Here is a 17831-nt window from a genome sequence, read left to right on the forward strand (position 1 = left end):
CCGAAGGCCGGACCGTCAACTCGCCATTCCCACCACCAGCCAGATGAACGTCGCCCCGGCGATCGTGCACAACACCGTCGAGCGGGCCGGGTGTTCGTGGTGGGCCTCGGGGAGGATCTCCGCCGCCGCGAGGTAGAGCAGCGCGCCGCCGAACAGGCCGAGATAGCCGCCGAGCAGGCCCTCGGGGATCGTCACGAGCGTCGTGCACGCGGCGCCCACCACGGGCGCCGCCGCGTCGGCGAACAGCATGGCGAGTGCGCGGCGGCGGGCGTTCCCGTACAGGCTCGTGATCGTGTACGTGTTGAAGCCGTCGGCGAAGTCGTGGGCGATGACCGCGACGGCGACCGCCGCACCCATGCCCTCGCCGACCTGGAAGGCCGCGCCGATCGCGACGCCGTCCATCGCGCTGTGGCCGACCATCGCCGCGGCGGCCGTGAGACCCACCTCGGGGGCGCGGCCGTCCGTCTCCTCCGCGCCGTGCGCGGCCTGGCGGGCGGCGAGCAGCCGTTCCACCAGGTGGGCCAGGAGGAATCCGGCGACGAAGAGCAGGAGCGCGGCCGGTACGCCGTAGACCTCCTCGCCCGCCGCCTCCAGGGCCTCGGGCAGCAGGTCGAGGCCGACCACGCCGAGCATCAGTCCGCCGGCCAGGCCCAGCACGAGGTGGCGGCGGTCCGTCACGCGTTGCGCCGTCCAGCCGCCGGCCAGCGTCATCAGGAACGCGCCGAACGCTACGAAGACCGCCATAGGGCCTTGCTATCGGATCGCGGCGCGTGTGCGCGTGTCCGACGCCCGCGTATCCACTGACTTTCGACACCGACTTTCGCCCCGAAAAAGCTCCACCGCTCTTCAGGAGAGGACCCGATCCCCATGGCCGATGCCCCCACCGGCAAGGTGACCTTCGTCGGTGCCGGCCCCGGCGCCGCCGATCTGCTGACGTTCCGTGCCGCGCGTGCCATCGCCGAGGCCGACGTGGTGATCTGGGCGGCCAGCCTGGTTCAGGCGGAGGTCCTCCAGCACGCGCGGGAGGACGCCGAGATCCTCGACTCGGCGACCATGTCCCTGGAGGACGTCGTCGCCGTCTACGAGCGGGCCCGCGCCGAGGGCCTGCACGTCGCCCGGATCCACTCCGGCGACCCCGCCCTGTGGGGCGGCACCCAGGAGCAGCTCGACCGGTGTGCCCGGATCGGGATCGCGACCGAGGTGATCCCCGGCGTCTCCGCCTTCTCCGCCGTCGCCGCGCTGGCCCAGCGCGAGCTGACCATCCCGGAGGTCGCGCAGTCGGTCGTCCTGACCCGGCTCGGCGGGGGCAAGACACCCATGCCGCCCGGGGAGGAGGTGCGGGAGTTCGCCAAGCACGGCACCACCATGGCGATCTTCCTGTCGGCGGCCCGGAGCGGGCAGCTGGTGCGGGAGCTGCTGGAGGGCGGCTATCCGACCGACACCCCCGTCGTGGTCGCCTATCAGGCCACCTGGCCGGAGGAGCTGATCGTGCGGTGCACGGTCGGCACGCTGGAGGAGACCGTCAAGGAGCACAAGCTCTGGAAGCACACCCTCTTCCTGGTGGGACCCGCTCTGTCCGCGGAGGGGACCCGTTCGCACCTCTACCACCCCGGTCACTTCCACGGCTTCCGCAAGGCCGACCCGGAGGCCCGTCGGGCGCTGCGGGAGCGAGGGGCGAGCACGTGATCACCGTCGTCGGTACGGGGACGGGGGCGCCGCTCGACGCCGGGGCGCTGGCCGGTGCACGGCTCGTCGTCGGCGGGCAGCGGCACCTCGACGCGGCGCCCGTCCCCGCCGATGCCGAGCGCGTCGTCCTCGGTCCGCTCGCTCCGGCCCTCGACGTCATCGAGCGGCATCTGGACAAGGCGCACCGGGTGGTCGTGCTGGCCTCCGGCGACCCGGGGTTCTTCGGGATCGTGCGGGTGCTGGCCGAGCGGTTCGGCGCGCGGGAGCTGGACGTGCGGCCGGGTGTCTCCTCCGTCGCGACCGCCTTCGCGCGCGTCGGCGTGCCCTGGGACGACGCGGTCGTGGTCAGCGCGCACGGGCGGGAGTTGCGCACCGCCGTCAACGTGTGCCGGGCACGGCCGAAGGTGGCGGTGCTGACCGGGCCGGGGTCCGGTCCCGCCGAGCTGGGGGCGGCACTGCAGAGCGAGGCGCGCGTGCTGCTCGTCGCCTGCGCGCTGGGTACCGCCGAGGAGCGCGTCGAGCGGGTCACGCCCGCCGAGGCCGCGGCCCGGGACTGGGGTACGGCGGTGAGTGTCGTCCTGTGCCTGGACGAGACGCGGCTGCTGGGGCCGGTGCGCACGGTCGCCGGGCCGCCTGCCGGGCCGGACGGATGGGCGCTGGACGAGGCGGAGTTCGCCCACCGGGACTCGATGATCACCAAGTTCGAGGTGCGGGCGCTGGCCCTGGCCCGGCTCGGGCCCCGGCTCGGCGACCTGGTCTGGGACGTCGGCGCGGGCTCGGGCTCGGTGGCCGTGGAGTGCGCGCGGCTCGGCGCCGCTGTCACGGCGGTGGAGAAGACCCTCGACGGTGTGGAGCGGATCCGCGCCAACGCCGCCGCGCACGGGGTCGACGTACGGACCGTGCACGGGTCGGCTCCGACGGTGCTGTCCGATCTCGACGAGCCCGATGCCGTGTTCATCGGCGGGGGCGGGGCCGAGCTGCCCGCCATTGTGACGGCGTGCGCGCGGCGCGCCCGGCGGACCGTGGTCGTCGCCCTGGCGGCGCTGGACCGGGTGCCTGCCGTGCGGGCGGCGCTCACCGGCGCCGGGTTCGCCTGCGACGGGGTGCTGTTGCAGTCCTCGCGGCTCGCGCCGCTGCCGGGGGATGTGTCCCGGCTGGCGGCGACCAATCCGGTGTTTCTGCTCTGGGGTGTGCGAACTCCCCTTTCTCACGAAGGAGTTGCTCAGTGATCGGCCTGATTTCCGCCACCGCGGCGGGGGCGGCTGCGCGGGACCGGCTGGCCGCGGCGTGGCCGGACCGTACGCGCGTGTACGAGGGTCCCGTGGCGGACGCCGTACGGGCCGCGTTCGCGGAGTGCGAGCAGCTCGTGTGCTTCCTGGCTACGGGGGCCGTGGTGCGTCTGGTCGCGCCGCTGCTCGGGGACAAGCGGACCGACCCGGGCGTCGTCTGTGTCGACGAGGGCGGGCGGTTCGCCGTGTCGCTGGTCGGCGGGCACGGCGGCGGCGCCAATGAACTCGCGGGCGAGGTGGCGGAGTTGCTGGGGGCGCGGCCCGTGGTGACGACGGCGACCGATGCCGTCGGGCTGCCCGGTCTGGACACCCTGGGCCTCCCCGTGGAGGGCGATGTCGCCGGGGTCTCCCGGGCGCTGCTGGACGGTGAACCCGTGTCGCTGAAGGCCGAGTTGGTGTGGCCGCTGCCCGCGCTGAAGGTCGCCGAGGAGGGTGTGTACACGGTCCGGCTGTCCGATCGTGCCGTCGAGGCCGGTGAGCGGGAGGTCGTGCTGCGGCCGCCGTCCCTGGTCGTCGGTGTCGGGGCCTCGAAGGGGGCGCTGGCCGAGGAGATCCTCGATCTCGTCCATGGCTCGCTGGAGGGGCTTTCGGTCCGTTCGGTGGCCCATCTCGCCACCGTCGACGCCAAGGCCGAGGAGCCCGGCATCGTCGAGGCCGCGCGGCGGCTCGGGGTGCCGCTGGTGACGTATCCCGCCGCGGAACTCGCGGACATCGAGGTCCCCAACCCCTCCGCCCATCCCCTCGCCGCCGTCGGCACCCCGTCCGTCGCCGAGGCGTCGGCGCTCCGGGACGGCGGTGAGCTCCTCGTCCCCAAGCGGAAGTCGGCGATGGCGACCTGCGCGGTCGTACGGCGTCCCGCGCGCGGCCGCCTCGCGGTGGTCGGGCTCGGACCCGGCGCCCGTGATCTGCTCACCCCGCGCGCGAAGGCCGAACTGCGGCGCGCCTCGGTGCTGGTGGGTCTCGACCAGTACGTCGACCAGATCCGCGATCTGCTGCGCCCCGGCACCCGGGTGCTGGAGTCCGGGCTCGGCGCGGAGGAGGAGCGGGCCCGCACGGCCGTGGCGGAGGCCCGTGAGGGTCATGCCGTCGCGCTGATCGGCAGCGGGGACGCCGGGGTGTACGCCATGGCCTCCCCCGCGCTGGCGGAGGCGAGCGACGACATCGAGGTGGTCGGGGTGCCCGGGGTCACCGCGGCGCTGGCCGCCGGGGCGATCCTCGGTGCTCCGCTGGGCCACGACCATGTGTCGATCAGCCTGTCCGACCTGCACACGCCGTGGGAGGTCATCGAGCGCCGGGTGCGGGCGGCGGCCGAGGCGGACATCGTGGTCACCTTCTACAACCCCCGTTCACGCGGCCGTGACTGGCAGCTGCCGAAGGCGCTGGCGATCCTCTCCGAGCACCGTGAGCCGACGACGCCGGTCGGCATCGTCCGCAACGCCTCCCGGCCGGACGAGTCCAGCCGGCTCACCACACTGGGCGCGATCAACCCCGCGTGGGTGGACATGATGACGGTCGTGACCGTCGGCAACACCGCGACCCGGGACATCGCCGGGCGCATGGTGACGCCGCGCGGCTACCGCTGGCAGGGATCGCAGGAGGACCCGAAGTGAACCGAGTCGTCCACCCGATCGAGGTGGAGTCCTACCGGCGGCTGCGCGCCCGCCTGGACACCTCGCACTTCCCGCCGCTGACCCGGGCGGTGGTGGAGCGGGTCATCCACTCCGCGGCGGATCTGGAGTACGCGGCCGATCTCGTCATGGACGAGGGCTCCCTGGAGAAGGCCCATGCCGCCCTGCACGCGGGCGCGCCCGTGGTCGTGGACGTGGAGATGGTCGGGGCCGGGATCACCCGGCGCGAGACCGTCTGCCGTCTGAAAGACGGGGTGGCCGGGCCGGGGCTGACCCGCTCCGCCGATGGCATCCGGCTCGCCTACGAGCAGGTCGGCCCCGGCGCCCTCTGGGTGATCGGCAACGCGCCGACCGCGCTGGAGGAGCTGCTGACGCTGGACGCCGACCCCGCGCTCGTCATCGGGCTGCCCGTCGGCTTCGTCGGCGCGGTCGAGTCCAAGGCCGCGCTGCGCGAGAGCGGTCTGCCCGCCGTGAGCAACGTGTCCGAGAAGGGCGGCTCGGCGGTCGCCTCGGCCGCGCTCAACGCCCTGCTGTACCACCCCACTTCACCCGAGGAGAAACCGTGACCACCCCTGCGCCCGCGCTGCTCATCGCCGGCCATGGCACCCGGGACGACGCCGGGGCCGAGGCGTTCCGCGACTTCGTACGGGAGTTGGGCCGCCGCCACCCCGAACTGCCCGTCGCGGGCGGTTTCATCGAGCTGTCCCCGCCGCCGCTCGGCGACGCCGTCACCGAACTGGTGGAGCGTGGCGTGCGCCGGTTCGCCGCGGTGCCGCTGATGCTGGTGTCCGCCGGGCACGCCAAGGGCGACATCCCGGCGGCGCTGGCCCGCGAGAAGGAGCGCCACCCCGGGATCTCCTACACCTACGGCCGCCCGCTGGGCCCGCACCCCTCGCTGCTGAACGTGCTGGAGCGGCGGCTCGACGAGGCGCTGGGCGGGCACGACGTGCAGGGCCGGGGGGATGTCACGGTGCTGCTGGTGGGCCGTGGTTCGACGGACCCGGACGCCAACGCCGAGGTGCACAAGGCGGCCCGGCTGCTGTGGGAGGGGCGCGGCTACGCGGGCGTGGAGACGGCGTTCGTGTCGCTGGCCGCGCCGGACGTGCCGAGCGGCCTGGACCGGTGCGTGAAGCTGGGCGCCCAGCGGATCGTGGTGCTGCCGTACTTCCTGTTCACCGGGATCCTGCCGGACCGGGTCAAGCAGCAGACCGAGGGCTGGGCGGCCGCGCACCCGGAGGTGGAGGTGCGCTCGGCGGAGGTGATCGGTCCGGAGCCGGAGCTGCTGGATCTGGTCATGGAGCGGTACGAGGAGGCCGTCAAGGGCGATCTGCGGATGAACTGCGACTCGTGCGTGTACCGGATCGCGCTGCCCGGGTTCGAGGACAAGGTGGGCCTGCCGCAGCAGCCGCACTTCCACCCCGACGACGACGGCCACCATCACCACGGACACCACCACGGGGCGCACTCCCATGCGCACTGAGGACCATGGCCTGGGCCATGACCTGCGCCATGATCTGCGCCACCACGGGGACGCCGAGGTCCGCGACGACGGTTCGGCGCTGGTCGACCTCGCGGTGAACGTCCGCGCGGACACCCCGCCGCGCTGGCTGCGGGCCAGGATCGCCGACTCGCTCACCGGTCTCGCCGCCTACCCCGACGGGCGGGCGGCGCGGGCGGCGGTGGCGGCGCGGCACGGGCTGCCGGTGGAGCGGGTGCTGCTGACGGCGGGTGCCGCGGAGGCGTTCGTGCTGCTGGCGCGCGCTCTGAAGGTCCGTCAGCCGGTGGTCGTGCACCCGCAGTTCACCGAGCCGGAGGCCGCGCTGCGGGATGCCGGGCACACGGTTGACCGGGTGCTGCTGAGCGCGGCGGACGGGTTCCGGCTCGATCCGGCGGCCGTCCCCGAGGACGCGGATCTGGTGGTGATCGGCAACCCGACGAACCCGACCTCGGTCCTGCACCCGGCCGACGCCATCGCGCAACTGGCCCGCCCCGGGCGGACGTTGGTCGTGGACGAGGCGTTCATGGACGCGGTGCCGGGTGAGCGGGAGGCGCTGGCCGGGCGCACGGACGTGCCCGGACTCGTGGTGCTGCGCAGCCTGACCAAGACCTGGGGTCTGGCCGGGCTGCGCATCGGCTACGTTCTCGCCGCCCCGGAGACGATCGCGGAACTGGAGCGGGCCCAGCCGCTGTGGCCGGTGTCCACCCCGGCGCTCGCCGCCGCCGAGGCCTGCGTGGAGCCGCGGGCGCTGGCGGAGGCGGGGCACGCGGCGCACCGTATCGCCGCCGACCGGGCCCATCTCGTCGCCGGGCTCCGGGAGTTCGCCCCGGAGGGCCTGACGGTGGCGGAACCGGCCGAGGGCCCCTTCGTTCTGGTCCGGCTGCCGAACGCGGCACGTGTCCGGCGCCGCTTGCGTGACCTGGGGTTCGCGGTGCGGCGCGGGGACACCTTCCCCGGTCTTGACGATGAGTGGCTGCGGCTGGCCGTGCGGGACCGGGCGACGGTGAACTCCTTTCTCCAGGCGCTGGACCAAGCGCTGGCGGCGTCAGCCTGACAGTTCGGCCGCGGTGGCCCGTACCGACTCCACCACCGCGGGCAGGACGTTGCGGGCGTCCAGAGTGTCGGCGAGGTCGTTGGTGAGCCGGGCCGCTTCCCGGGAGTTGCCGAGGCCGCCGGCGGCCAGGGCGACGGCGACCTGTTCGACCTGCCGGGTCAGTCCGATGTGCCCGAGGGTGTCGGCCGCCGCGGCGGGGTTGCCGTAGGCCTTCTCGATCAGCGGCAGCGCCTGCTCCGGGTCGGGTACGACGTCCTTGAACTCGCGGTCGCGGGGATCCGTGGAGTCCTGGACCAGGACCCGGCCCGGCACGGCCGCGGTGTTGCTGAGGGCCGCGGCGGCGTGCACGGCGAGGGCGCTGTCCGGGAGCCGCTCGACCGCCTCGCGCAGGACGTCGTTGGCGTGGTCCAGGGCCGGGGTGTGGCCGCGGCTGCCGCCGAAGGCGAGCACCCGGCCGACCTCGTCCGTGTACACGTCCGGGGCCAGCAGTTCCTCCTCGCGGCTCCTGGGCGGCCGGACGTCGATGGCGAGCGGCGCGGAGAGGATCTCGCCGGAGGCGGTGTCCAGCATCGCGCGGATCCGGTAGTGCCCGGGTTCGGCGAGATCGAAGCCGTTGAGCCCGGCGCTCAGGAACACCGGCGCGTAGAGGGATTCACCGGGCTTGAGGATGTACGGATCGTCCAGGTAGCAGTGCCGGGCGTACGGCACCCAGCGGCGGGCGTCCCGGCCGTCGGCGGAGACGATCACGGTCAGCCGCTCGCCGAGCAGGGCGTTGCGGTCCACCACGACGGGCACGAACGAGGTGTTCTTCAGCTTCACCTCGGCGACCACGGGCTCCAGTGCCTCGAAGCGGGTGGTGGGCCGGTTGACGCGCAGGGAGAGTTCCAGGGCGTTCGCGGTGGCCTGCCGGATCTGTTCGAAGGCGTGCTCGTCGAACCAGGGGGCGGCGCCCTGCTTGACGACGCGTTCCGGGGCGTGGCGCAGGAAGAGCAGTTCGTTCTCGCTGAACCCGTACCGGAATCCGGCCCAGAAGGCGGCCTCGCCGGCGGGGAAGCGGAACGGGTAGTTCATGTAGCTGAAGGCGTGCGGTTCCTCCGCCAGCGGGATCCACCGGGTCATCTCGTCCTTGTCCCAGGAGTGCGCGAGGTTGAAGGTGTGCCCGATCTCGTGCACGGCCGTCCAGAAGCGCAGCCGCTGGACCGCCTGGTCGGAGTGCGGGTCGCCCGGGTGGGGGTCGGAGATGAAGGAGTTGCTGAAGACGGCGCAGCCCTGGCGCTGGGCGGTGCCGATGTCGTCGAACATGATGCCGCCGAGCCCGTGGCCCCGCACGCTCCGTCCGGCGAACAGGGTCCACACCTGCCACTGCGGGGCGTCGGCCCACTTGGACCAGTGCACCTGCATGGCGTCGTGCATCTCGATGTCGGTCCACAGGCCGTCCGAGCCCGCCTTGATGACCGGGACGACGTCGTCGCCGCCGGTCTTGGTGACGGCGATGCCGAGGCGGGTGAAGGCGCTCTCGATGGTCAGGTGGGTGTCGGGCAGGTCGGCGGGCCGGTTCGGGTGGGCGTGCAGCCGGTAGTCGGTGACCGCGGTGGCGTCGCTGGCGCAGTCGTACTCGATGCCCACCTCGCGGAAGGCGGCCCGCCGGAAGACGAAGGTGCGGTTCACCGCCGCCGGTCCGCCGGTGAACGTCACCCGTGCCCTGCGCTGCCCGCCGAACGGGAAGCCGCCGAAGAGCTTCACCCGTACGTCCGTGTGCGGGACGAGGGACGCGTTGCCGTCGCGGTAGAAGACCGTTCCCGTGTACGCCTGTTGTCCGTCGTCCCAGGCCACCCTGGCGATCCAGGTGGCCTGGCCGCCGAAGAGCTGGGTCCTGGTGCCGCTGACGGTCATGGTGGGCATCAGGCCGTCGACGTCGACGCGGAGTTCCTCCAGCACGAGCAGGCCGGGGCCGCTCGTGGCGGGGACGGTGGGCCGGGGCAGTTCCAGGCCGTAGACGCCGCTGCGGCGCTGGAACGGGATGGGGATCGCGGACGGCTCGGCGTCGTCGGCCGCCGCGGCTTCCCTCGTGCCCTCGATGTCGTCGATGCTCATGTGTGCCTCCCCCGGAGTTCTGGTGGGGCACACCGTCCTGCCGGGCGAAGTGCCCGTCAATGCGCAGAAATACGCATTGACGGGCTCGCGCTCACGCCCGGCCGCGGCGAGCCAGCGCGACCGCACCCCCGCCCGCGACGAGCAGCACGGCCGCACCGCCCGCGAGATACGGGGTCAGCGAGCTGCCGCCGGTCTCGGCGAGGCCCGCCTCGCCGACCGGGCCGCCCTGCGGTTCGACCGCGGGCGCCGGTTCCGCGCTCGCCGCGACCGGTGCCTCGCAGGTGGCCCTCGCCAGCGTGACCGTGCCGGTCACCTCGGCCACGTTCAGCTTCAACGGGTTGACGGAGACGGTGAGTTCGAGGGCGGTGGCGGCCGCCGTGCGGGAGGTGGTCTCCGTCTTCGACAGGTCGAGGCGGACCTCGCCGACCCCCGGCACCTGGACGTCGGTGGGGCCGCCGGTGGTGACGGTGACCTTCTTGCCGAGGACGGTCACCGCGCCCAGCAGGTTGGAGCTGGCGGCCGGGGCCTTCCCGGACTCGCAGGTCGCCTTGGAGGTGACGCCCTCCAGCTCGATCAGGGAGAGCAAAGGCAGGCCTGGGACATGGACCTTGGCGTGGGCGAGGTTGGTGTGTCCCTCGGCCCTGGCGTCGGTTACCGTGGCCTTCGCCGAGGCCACCTCCGCGGCGAGGACGCTGAACGGCTGTCCGCCGTTCACCCCGTCCAACTCGGCGGTGAGCGCGGTCTTCTCGGCGCTCTGCGGTGCCTGGACCTCGTTGAGGGAGACCGCGAGCGGGACGTTCACGGTCTTGTTGAGCAGGGACACATCGAGTCCGGTGCGCAGTACTACGGCGCTCGCGCGACCTTGGCCGTCGGTCGCGTGTGCGGTGCCCGCACCGGCCAGTGCCGCGGGTCCGGCGGCGAGGGCCGTGGCCGCCGCGACGGTGGCGAGACGGCGTGCGGGCATGCGGAAGTGGTTGCCGTTCAAGGTGGTGGGACCCCCAGAGAGACATGCTTGGGACCCCGTAAGGATGGCGCGCGGACAGGTGGTCGTCAGCAAGCTGACGAGGGTTCACTCCTACGTGACCGTTCCGTGCACATCTTCGAATCCCTGGGCACGCACGTTCTCCACAGTCACCCGGTCAACTCATGACGCGGTGCCGTTCAGCACGATCCGCCGCGGCGCCGCCAGCACCCGCACATCGGCCCTCGGGTCGCTCTCGTAGACCACCAGGTCCGCCGGCGCGCCCTCGTCCAGACCGGGGCGCCCGAGCCAGCGCCGCGCGCCCCAAGTGGTCGCCGAGAGCGCCTCCGTGGCGGGGATGCCCGCGGTGACCAGTTCCCCGACCTCGGCGGCGACCAGGCCGTGCGGCAGGGTGCCGCCCGCATCGGTGCCGACGAAGACCGGGACGCCGGCGTCGTAGGCGCCCCGGACGGTGTCGTAGCGGCGTTCGTGGAGTCGGCGCATATGGGCCGACCAGCGCGGGAACTTGTCCTCGCCGCCCGCGGCGAGCCGGGGGAAGGTCGCGATGTTGACCAGGGTCGGCACGATCGCGACGCCGCGCTCGACGAAGAGCGGGATGAGGTCCTCGGTCAGTCCGGTGGCGTGCTCGATGCAGTCGATGCCCGCCTCGACGAGGTCCCGCAGGGAGTTCTCGGCGAAGCAGTGCGCGGTGACCCGGGCGCCCAGCCGGTGGGCCTCGGCGATGGCGGCCTCGACCTCCGCGCGCGGCCAGCTCGGGGCGAGGTCGCCGACCTCGCGGTCGATCCAGTCGCCGACCAGCTTGACCCAGCCGTCGCCGCGCCGGGCCTCCTGGGAGACGTACGCGACGAGGTCCTCGGGCTCGATCTCATGGGCGTAGCCGCGGATGTAGCGGCGGGTGCGGGCGATGTGCCGGCCCGCACGGATGATCTTCGGGAGGTCCTCGCGGTCGTCGGCCCAGCGGGTGTCGGAGGGCGAGCCGGCGTCCCGGATCAGCAGGGTGCCGGCCTCGCGGTCGGTCAGCGCCTGCTTCTCCGCGACGTCCCGGTCCACGGGGCCATGGGCGCCGAGGCCGACATGGCAGTGCGCGTCGACCAGGCCCGGCAGGGCCCAGCCGTCGACGGTACGGATGTCCTGGGCGGCCGTGGGACGGTCGTAGGAGATCCGGCCGTCGACGACCCACAGCTCGTCCCGGACGTCCTCGGGCCCGACCAGGATCCGGCCCTTCACGTGCAGCACCGCGTGATCGCTCATGCACGCACCCTAGCCAGGAGCTACTCGGCCTTGCCCACCTGGTCCGAGGTCTCCTCCTCCACCTCGGCCATCGCCGGGTCCAGCAGGCGGGAGAGGAAGTGGCGGGTGCGCTCGTGGCTCGGGTTGCCGATGACCTGGGCCGGGGCGCCGTCCTCGACGATCACTCCGCCGTCCATGAAGACGACCCGGTCGGCGACCTCGCGCGCGAAGGTCATCTCATGGGTGACGACCATCATCGTCATGCCCTCATTGGCCAGCATGCGCATGACCGCGAGGACATCGCCGACCAGTTCCGGGTCCAGGGCGGAGGTCGGCTCGTCGAAGAGCATCACCTCGGGGCCCATCGCCAGCGCGCGGGCGATGGCCACCCGCTGCTGCTGGCCGCCGGAGAGGGAGGACGGGTAGGCGGACGCCTTCTCCGCGAGGCCCACCCGCTCCAGGTTCTCGGCGGCCACCTGCGCCGCCTGCGCCTTGCTCCGCCTGAGGACCCGCCGCTGCGGCAGCGTGAGGTTCTCGGTCACCGTCAGATGCGGGAAGAGGTTGAACTGCTGGAAGACCATGCCGATCCGGCGCCGTACGGCGTCGATGTCGACGTCCGGGTCGGTGAGTTCGGTGCCGCCGACGAAGACCTGGCCCTTGCTGGGTTCCTCCAGCAGGTTCACACAGCGCAGCAGCGTCGACTTGCCGGAGCCGGACGGGCCGATGACGCAGACGACCTCGCCCTGGCGGATCTCCAGGTCGATGCCCTTGAGGACCTCGTTGTCGCCGAAGGACTTGTGCAGGTCCTTGACGTGGATCTCGGGACGGCTCACTTGACGGCCTCCTGGGCCTTGGCCTCCATACGGCGCACGACGAAGCCGAGCGGGATCGTGACCAGCAGGTAGCACAGGCCCGCGACCAGGATCGGCGTCGAGTTGGCGGTCGTGCTGGCCAGGTCACGGCCGTACTTGGACAGTTCGCGCTCCTCCAGGGTGACACCGAGGAAGAGCACCAGCGAGGAGTCCTTGAAGAGCAGGACGAGTTCGTTGGTCAGCGGCGGCAGGATGATCCGGAACGCCTGCGGGATGATGATCGAGACCATCGCGCGGGCGGGCGAGAAGCCCAGCGAACGGGCCGCCTCCAGCTGCCCCTTGGGCACCGCCTGGATGCCCGCGCGGATCGTCTCGGCCATGTACGCGGCCGCCACCAGGCCGAGCGCGAGCGCGACCTTGCCGTAGGTGCCGCCGGGGATCTCCGTGCCGGGGAAGGCCAGCGGGACGGCGACGCCGATGAAGATGAAGATCAGCAGGGCGGGCAGACCGCGGAAGATCTCGATGTACACCCCGGCGAACCAGCGGTACGGGCCCACGGACGACAGCCGCATCAGGGCGATCGCCATGCCGAGGACCAGTCCGAAGGCGAAGCCGGACAGGGTGTACAGCACGGTGTTCTTCAGCGCCAGCGTGATGATGTCCGGGAACATCTGCTCGGCGATGTCCGCCTGCGCGAACTGGTTCTGGAGCCGGTCCCAGTCGGCCGCGACCGCGAAGGCGATCACGGCCGCGGCGAAGACGACGTACTGGATGCCCCGGGACAGCTTGCGCTTCTGCCGCCTGGTCAGGCCCTTCTTCTTCGGCTGGAGTGCTGTGTCGGTGTCGGCCATGGGGTCAGGACGCGGCCGGCGAGGCGGCGGACTCGTCGTACGGGCCGATCCACTTCTCGTAGATCTCCTTGTACGTGCCGTCCGCCTTGGCGTCGGCGAGCGCCTTGTTGATGGCGGCGAGCAGCTTGGTGTTGCCCTTCTTCACCGTGATGCCGTACTGCTCACCGGTGTTGATCTGCTCGGCGACCTCGAAGGCGTCGGCGTTGGCCTTGTCCTTGAGCCAGCCCTGGACGACGGGGTAGTCGATGACGACGGCGTCGACCTGGCCGGTGCGCAGTCCGTTGAGGACGGCGTCGGAGGACTCGAAGGAGACCGGGTCCAGGCCCTGGCTCTTGGCGTAGTCCTCGCCGGTGGTCTGCGCCTGGGCGCCGACCTTCTTGCCCTTGAGGTCCGCGAAGGACGCGATGCCGCTGTCCTTGTCGGCCAGCACGGCCTGGGTGGCCTCGAAGTACGGGTCGGAGAAGTCGACGTTCTTCTTGCGCTCCTCGGTGATGGTCATACCGGCGGCGGCCAGGTCGCACTCGCCGGAGTTGAGGAACGCGCCGGTCTTGAAGTTCTCGAACGGCGTGTCGAGGATCTCCTGCTCGACGCCCAGGTCGTCGGCGACCAGGTCGATCAGGGAGACGTCGAAGCCCTGAACCTTGCCGTCGATCTCCGACTGGAAGGGCGGATAGGGCAGGTGGGTGCAGGTGGTGAGCTGGCCCGCCTTGACGAGTTCGACACCACCGGCGGCGGTCTTGCTGCCGCTGCCGCCGTCGTCGTCCGATGAGCAGCCGGCCACGAGCACCAGCCCGGCCGTCGCGGTGGTTGCGGCCAGAATGCGGGTCCGGCGCCCGAGGGTCGTCTTCACGGGGGGCCTCCTGTATGGGAACTGTGCGTTCCGATTATAAGGAGAAGTTTGAGCGCCTCAAACCAAACCCATGGTTCTGACGGCGTTCGGCCTAAGAAGTCGGGAGTGGAAGGGGTGATCGCGGCGGCTACCCTCGACGGGTCGACCGCCGTGAGTGAAGAGAGCAGCGCCGTGACCCACCCCTTCCTGGACCTCGCCCCGATGGGCGCAGCACAGTTCGCCGCGATCGAGGACCGGGTGGCACGGCTGCTGGACACCCGGCAGGACGTCGTGATCATGCAGGGCGAGGCGCTGCTGCCGCTGGAGGGCGCGATCCGCGGCACGGCGGGTCCCGGCACGACGGCCCTGAACGTGATCACCGGCCCGTACGGGCAGACCTTCGGCGACTGGCTGCGGGACTGCGGTGCCACGGTGATCGATCTGGCGGTGCCCTTCCACACGGCGGTCACGGCCGCGCAGATCCGCGCGGCCCTCGCCGAGCACCCGGAGATCGACTTCGTCTCCCTGGTGCACGCGGAGGCGGCGACCGGCAACACCAACCCGGTGGCGGAGATCGGCGAGGTGGTACGGGAGCACGGCGCCCTCTTCTACCTGGACGCCGTCGCCTCCATCGGTGCGGAGCCGGTGCTGCCGGACGCCTGGGGCGTGGACCTGTGCGTGATCGGCGCGCAGAAGGCGATGGGCGGCCCGGCGGGCGTGTCGGCGGTGTCGGTGAGCGAGCGGGCGTGGACCCGGATGGCGGCGAACCCGCGCGCCCCGCGCCGCTCCTATCTCTCCCTTCTGGACTGGAAGACCCGCTGGCTCGACGGCGGCCGCCGCGCGCTGCTGCACGCCCCGGCCCAGCTGGAGATGCTGGCGCTGGACGCGTGCGTGGCGCGGATCGAGGCGGAGGGCCTGGACACGGTGATGGCCCGGCACGCCTCGGCCGCGGCGGCGACCCGCGAGGGCGCGGCGGCCCTGGACGGCGGTCTTGAGCCATATGTCCACGAGGCCCACGAGGCGGCCCCGGTCGCCACGACCCTGCGGACTCCGGCGGGCGTCACGGCCTCGGAGCTGGTGGCGCGAGCCCTGGCCACCGACCCGTCCCTGCCGCTGGCGGCGGGCGGCGGCGCGCTGGCCAAGGAGATGGTCCGGGTGAACCACTACGGCGCGGACGCGACACCGGAGACGGTACGGCGGTGTCTGGCGGCGCTGGGTTCGGCGCTGACGGAGCTGTCGCGGCCCCGGTGAGGGTGCCAAGCTGGCCGCATGACTTCCACCGGGACCCCCACCACGCTCCCTGACGGCCGTCCCATCCCCCTGCTCACCGCCCCCGAACGGCCCATGCTGGAGAGCTGGTTGGACTTTCATCGGGGCACGCTGGCGGTGAAGTGCGCCGCCCTGGACGACAAGCAGGTGCGGATCGCGTCGGCCGAGCCGTCCGAACTCACCTTGCTGGGACTGGTGCAGCACATGGCGGAGGTGGAACGGAACTGGTTCCAGCGGGCGTTCGGCGCGGCCGGTCCCGAGCCGGTGTTCGAGGAGGCGACCGGGTACCGGCTCGCCGACGAGCGAGGGCTCGACACGGCACTGGAGGTGTGGCGGCGGGAGATCGACCGGGGGCGCGAGGTGTGTGCCGGGCTCTCGCTGGACGACGTCGGCCACATCCCCGGCGGCGGGCCGCTCGGCGGGGCGGAGGTCAGTCTGCGCTGGGTGCTGCTGCACATGATCGAGGAGTACGCCCGGCACAACGGTCACGCCGACATCCTGCGCGAGCGTATCGACGGAGTTACCGGGGCCTGAATTCCGCGTAATTCTGGAATTCTTTTCGGCGACAGCTTCCCGTTCTCTTCTGCCCGCTTTTTCTCGACCTAAACGCTAAGATTTCCAAGCGGATTACAAGGTTGTGATGCGTTCCACATCGCGACCGTTTTGCGGCTTATAGGCCGGGAATACCCGGACATTCCTCCCCTCGCGCGGATAACACGATCACGTCCGCTCGCGTAACCCCTGACCGCCATGCAATTTCGAATTTACCTCGGTAAGTTCAATTCGCATGACTGCCGCACAAGCAGACCTGCAAATCGACCGGCCGACGGTGGCCGACGGCGCCGCACTGTGGCGGATCGCCAAAGACTCCGAGGCCCTCGACCTGAACTCGTCCTACAGCTATCTGCTGTGGTGCCGGGACTTCGCCGGCACTTCGGCGGTCGCCCGCGACGAGCACGGGGAGCCGGTCGGCTTCGTCACCGGCTACGTACGGCCGGACCGTCCGCACACCCTGCTCGTCTGGCAGGTGGCGGTGGACGGCGCCCAGCGCGGCCGCGGCATCGCCGCCGCACTGCTCGACGGGCTGGTCGCACGGGTCGGCGACGCGTACGGCGTCACGGGTGTGGAGACCACCATCACACCCGGCAACACCGCCTCCGAGCGGCTGTTCACCTCGTTCGCCGAGCGGCACGGCGCCGCCCTGGAGCGCGAGGTGCTGTTCGAGACGAGCCTGTTCCCCGACGGGCCGCACGACCCCGAGGTCCTCTACCGCATCGGTCCCCTCCCCCACTGACCTCCCCACGCAACGAGGAGCGATTCGTCGTGACCATCACCCAGCCCGACCTCAGCGTCTTCCAGACCCTGGAGTCCGAGGTGCGCAGCTACTGCCGAGGCTGGCCCACCGTCTTCGACCGTGCGCGGGGCAGCCGCATGTACGACGAGGACGGCCACGAGTACCTGGACTTCTTCGCCGGGGCCGGCTCACTGAACTACGGGCACAACAACCCTGTGCTGAAACGGGCGTTGCTCGACTACCTGGAGCGGGACGGCGTCACGCACGGGCTCGACATGTCGACCACCGCCAAGCGCACCTTCCTGCAGACCTTCCAGGACCTGGTGCTGCGGCCGCGCGATCTGCCGTACAAGGTCATGTTCCCGGGCCCGACGGGCACCAACGCCGTGGAGTCCGCGCTGAAGCTGGCGCGGAAGGTGAAGGGGCGCGAGGCGATCGTCTCGTTCACCAACGCCTTCCACGGCATGTCGCTGGGGTCGCTGGCCGTCACCGGCAACGCCTTCAAGCGGGCCGGCGCCGGCATCCCGCTGGTGCACGGCACGCCGATGCCGTTCGACAACTACTTCGACGGCCAGGTCCCGGACTTCCTGTGGTTCGAGCGGCTGCTGGAGGACCAGGGCTCCGGCCTGAACAAGCCCGCCGCGGTGATCGTGGAGACCGTGCAGGGCGAGGGCGGCATCAACGCCGCGCGTCCGGAGTGGCTGCGCGCGCTCGCCGACCTGTGCGAGCGGCAGGACATGCTGCTCATCGTCGACGACATCCAGATGGGCTGCGGACGGACGGGGGCCTTCTTCTCGTTCGAGGAGGCGGGCATCACGCCCGACATCGTCACCGTCTCCAAGTCCATCAGCGGCTACGGACTGCCCATGTCGCTCTGCCTGTTCAAGCCGGAGCTGGACATCTGGGAGCCGGGCGAGCACAACGGCACCTTCCGCGGCAACAACCCCGCCTTCGTCACCGCCACCGCGGCCCTGGAGACGTACTGGGCCGACGGCTCGGCGATGGAGAAGCAGACCCGGGCCCGCGGTGAGCAGGTGGAGCAGGCGCTGATCTCCATCACGGAGGAGAACCTCGCCGATGTGAAGGAGTACCGCGGCCGCGGTCTGGTGTGGGGCCTGGAGTTCCACGACAAGTCCCGTGCCGAGCGGATCGCGCGGCGCGCCTTCGAACTCGGGCTGCTCATCGAGACGTCCGGTCCGGAGAGCGAGGTCGTGAAGCTGCTGCCGGCGCTGACCATCACCCCCGAAGAGCTGGACGAGGGCCTCAGCGTCCTCGCCCGTGCCGTCCGCGAAACCGTCTGAGAGAAGGAGCTGTT

The 17831-nt window shown here is 71.9% G+C and carries 17 protein-coding genes; 10 read left to right on the top strand and 7 right to left on the bottom strand.

The window, feature by feature from the left end:
- Positions 1–15: 15 nt before the first annotated feature.
- Positions 16–744 (bottom strand): ZIP family metal transporter, encoded by a 729-nt coding sequence (locus tag STRCI_RS09905; protein WP_269658502.1) that lies wholly within the window; start codon positions 742–744, stop codon positions 16–18.
- A gap of 123 nt (positions 745–867) precedes the next feature.
- Here STRCI_RS09905 and cobM point away from each other — a divergent pair, with 123 nt between their 5' ends.
- Genes cobM through cobC form a run of 6 tightly spaced genes read left to right on the top strand, consistent with a single transcriptional unit; the run spans position 868 to position 7155 of the window.
- Entirely contained in the window at positions 868–1686 is an 819-nt protein-coding gene (gene cobM / locus STRCI_RS09910; protein ID WP_269658503.1) for a precorrin-4 C(11)-methyltransferase, read from the top strand.
- Positions 1683–2915 (top strand): precorrin-6y C5,15-methyltransferase (decarboxylating) subunit CbiE, encoded by a 1233-nt coding sequence (gene cbiE, locus STRCI_RS09915; protein WP_269658504.1) that lies wholly within the window; start codon positions 1683–1685, stop codon positions 2913–2915. Before cobM ends, cbiE begins: the two co-directional genes overlap by 4 nt.
- Entirely contained in the window at positions 2912–4585 is a 1674-nt protein-coding gene (gene cobJ / locus STRCI_RS09920) for a precorrin-3B C(17)-methyltransferase (protein WP_269658505.1), read from the top strand. The genes cbiE and cobJ overlap by 4 nt, the downstream gene beginning before the upstream one ends.
- Positions 4582–5169, top strand: coding sequence for a precorrin-8X methylmutase (locus STRCI_RS09925; protein WP_269658506.1), 588 nt, complete (start codon positions 4582–4584; stop codon positions 5167–5169). Before cobJ ends, STRCI_RS09925 begins: the two co-directional genes overlap by 4 nt.
- Positions 5166–6083, top strand: coding sequence for a sirohydrochlorin chelatase (locus STRCI_RS09930; RefSeq protein ID WP_269658507.1), 918 nt, complete (start codon positions 5166–5168; stop codon positions 6081–6083). The genes STRCI_RS09925 and STRCI_RS09930 overlap by 4 nt, the downstream gene beginning before the upstream one ends.
- The gene (gene cobC / locus STRCI_RS09935) at positions 6073–7155 is read left to right on the top strand and encodes an Rv2231c family histidinol phosphate aminotransferase CobC (RefSeq protein WP_269658508.1); all 1083 of its coding nucleotides are present in this window, start codon (positions 6073–6075) and stop codon (positions 7153–7155) included. The genes STRCI_RS09930 and cobC overlap by 11 nt, the downstream gene beginning before the upstream one ends.
- On the opposite strand, the gene STRCI_RS09940 is transcribed toward cobC, so the two are convergent.
- The 6 genes from STRCI_RS09940 to STRCI_RS09965 all read right to left on the bottom strand — a co-directional run bounded on the left by STRCI_RS09940 (position 7147) and on the right by STRCI_RS09965 (position 13974).
- Positions 7147–9249 carry a zinc metalloprotease gene (locus STRCI_RS09940; RefSeq protein ID WP_269658509.1) on the bottom strand — a complete coding sequence of 701 codons (2103 nt, stop codon included), beginning with the start codon at positions 9247–9249 and terminating at the stop codon, positions 7147–7149. The genes cobC and STRCI_RS09940 overlap by 9 nt on opposite strands.
- 91 nt (positions 9250–9340) lie before the next feature.
- Complete coding sequence (locus STRCI_RS09945; RefSeq protein ID WP_269658510.1) at positions 9341–10234, bottom strand: SCO1860 family LAETG-anchored protein; 894 nt, start codon at positions 10232–10234, stop codon at positions 9341–9343.
- 159 nt (positions 10235–10393) lie between these two features.
- Positions 10394–11482: an amidohydrolase family protein gene (locus STRCI_RS09950; protein ID WP_269658511.1), complete on the bottom strand. Its 1089-nt coding sequence runs from the start codon at positions 11480–11482 to the stop codon at positions 10394–10396.
- Positions 11483–11502: 20 nt separating this feature from the next.
- Positions 11503–12294: an amino acid ABC transporter ATP-binding protein gene (locus STRCI_RS09955; RefSeq protein WP_269658512.1), complete on the bottom strand. Its 792-nt coding sequence runs from the start codon at positions 12292–12294 to the stop codon at positions 11503–11505.
- Positions 12291–13124: an amino acid ABC transporter permease gene (locus STRCI_RS09960; protein ID WP_015661368.1), complete on the bottom strand. Its 834-nt coding sequence runs from the start codon at positions 13122–13124 to the stop codon at positions 12291–12293. Before STRCI_RS09960 ends, STRCI_RS09955 begins: the two co-directional genes overlap by 4 nt.
- Before the next feature lie 4 nt (positions 13125–13128).
- The gene (locus STRCI_RS09965; RefSeq protein ID WP_269658513.1) at positions 13129–13974 is read right to left on the bottom strand and encodes a basic amino acid ABC transporter substrate-binding protein; all 846 of its coding nucleotides are present in this window, start codon (positions 13972–13974) and stop codon (positions 13129–13131) included.
- 171 nt (positions 13975–14145) lie between these two features.
- Between STRCI_RS09965 and STRCI_RS09970 the strand changes: the two genes are divergently transcribed.
- The 4 genes from STRCI_RS09970 (at position 14146) to ectB (ending at position 17817) form a co-directional block, all read left to right on the top strand.
- The gene (locus tag STRCI_RS09970; protein WP_269664518.1) at positions 14146–15204 is read left to right on the top strand and encodes a pyridoxal-phosphate-dependent aminotransferase family protein; all 1059 of its coding nucleotides are present in this window, start codon (positions 14146–14148) and stop codon (positions 15202–15204) included.
- A gap of 18 nt (positions 15205–15222) precedes the next feature.
- A complete protein-coding gene (locus STRCI_RS09975; RefSeq protein WP_269658514.1) occupies positions 15223–15756 on the top strand; it encodes a DinB family protein in 534 nt (177 codons plus the stop codon).
- Between the two features lie 253 nt (positions 15757–16009).
- A complete protein-coding gene (gene ectA, locus STRCI_RS09980) occupies positions 16010–16516 on the top strand; it encodes a diaminobutyrate acetyltransferase (RefSeq protein ID WP_269658515.1) in 507 nt (168 codons plus the stop codon).
- A gap of 29 nt (positions 16517–16545) precedes the next feature.
- The gene (gene ectB, locus STRCI_RS09985) at positions 16546–17817 is read left to right on the top strand and encodes a diaminobutyrate--2-oxoglutarate transaminase (protein ID WP_269658516.1); all 1272 of its coding nucleotides are present in this window, start codon (positions 16546–16548) and stop codon (positions 17815–17817) included.
- The last annotated feature ends 14 nt before the right edge of the window (positions 17818–17831 follow it).

The organism is Streptomyces cinnabarinus, assembly GCF_027270315.1.
GTDB lineage: Bacteria > Actinomycetota > Actinomycetes > Streptomycetales > Streptomycetaceae > Streptomyces > Streptomyces cinnabarinus.